This is a genomic window from Texcoconibacillus texcoconensis (genome assembly GCF_014202575.1).
GTDB lineage: Bacteria > Bacillota > Bacilli > Bacillales > Salisediminibacteriaceae > Texcoconibacillus > Texcoconibacillus texcoconensis.
In genome coordinates this window covers 1-1,403 of record NZ_JACHHB010000032.1, presented here as the reverse complement: position 1 = coordinate 1,403, position 1,403 = coordinate 1, and the positions used below count along the sequence as shown (strand labels likewise).

Here is a 1,403-nt window from a genome sequence, read left to right as displayed (position 1 = left end):
TAAAGGCTGAGCAGTGACAGCGAGGGAACATGAGTACCGAAGTCCCTGATCCTCCACTGCCAAGAAAAACCTCTAGCGAGGAAAGAGGTGCCCGTACCGTAAACCGACACAGGTAGGCGAGATGAGAATTCTAAGACGCGCGGGAGAACTCTCGTTAAGGAACTCGGCAAAATGACCCCGTAACTTCGGGAGAAGGGGTGCTTTCTGGGGTGAATAGCCCTGGAGAGCCGCAGTGAATAGGCCCAAACGACTGTTTATCAAAAACACAGGTCTCTGCGAAGCCGCAAGGCGAAGTATAGGGGCTGACACCTGCCCGGTGCTGGAAGGTTAAGAGGAGGCGTTATCCCTTCGGGGAGAAGCGCTGAATTGAAGCCCCAGTAAACGGCGGCCGTAACTATAACGGTCCTAAGGTAGCGAAATTCCTTGTCGGGTAAGTTCCGACCCGCACGAAAGGTGCAACGATTTGGGCACTGTCTCAACGAGAGACCCGGTGAAATTATACTACCAGTGAAGATGCTGGTTACCCGCGACAGGACGGAAAGACCCCATGGAGCTTTACTGTAGCTTGATATTGGATTTTGGTACAGCTTGTACAGGATAGGTAGGAGCCTGAGAAACCGGAGCGCCAGCTTCGGTGGAGGCGTCGGTGGGATACTACCCTGGCTGTACTGAAGTTCTAACCCAGGACCGTGATCCGGTTCGGGGACAGTGTCAGGTAGGCAGTTTGACTGGGGCGGTCGCCTCCTAAAGAGTAACGGAGGCGCCCAAAGGTTCCCTCAGAATGGTTGGAAATCATTCGCAGAGTGCAAAGGCATAAGGGAGCTTGACTGCGAGACCTACAAGTCGAGCAGGGACGAAAGTCGGGCTTAGTGATCCGGCGGTTCCGCATGGAAGGGCCGTCGCTCAACGGATAAAAGCTACCCTGGGGATAACAGGCTTATCTCCCCCAAGAGTCCACATCGACGGGGAGGTTTGGCACCTCGATGTCGGCTCATCGCATCCTGGGGCTGAAGTAGGTCCCAAGGGTTGGGCTGTTCGCCCATTAAAGCGGTACGCGAGCTGGGTTCAGAACGTCGTGAGACAGTTCGGTCCCTATCCGTCGCGGGCGCAGGAAATTTGAGAGGAGCTGTCCTTAGTACGAGAGGACCGGGATGGACACACCGCTGGTGTACCAGTTGTTCCGCCAGGAGCATAGCTGGGTAGCTACGTGTGGAAGGGATAAGTGCTGAAAGCATCTAAGCATGAAGCCCACCTCAAGATGAGATTTCCCATCACGTCAAGTGAGTAAGACCCCTTTGAGATGAAGAGGTTGATAGGTCTCGTGTGGAAGCGTGGCAACACGTGAAGCTGAGAGATACTAATCGGTCGAGGGCTTAACCAATATTTCAAACGCGTAAATGGTT

Annotated in this window: 1 rRNA gene (running past one end of the window); it reads left to right on the top strand. The window is 54.1% G+C overall.

Going from position 1 to position 1,403, the window contains the following annotated elements:
• Nucleotides 1-1,381 (top strand): 23S ribosomal RNA (locus HNQ41_RS16455) (it extends 1,630 nt beyond the left edge of the window).
• Nucleotides 1,382-1,403: the final 22 nt, after the last annotated feature.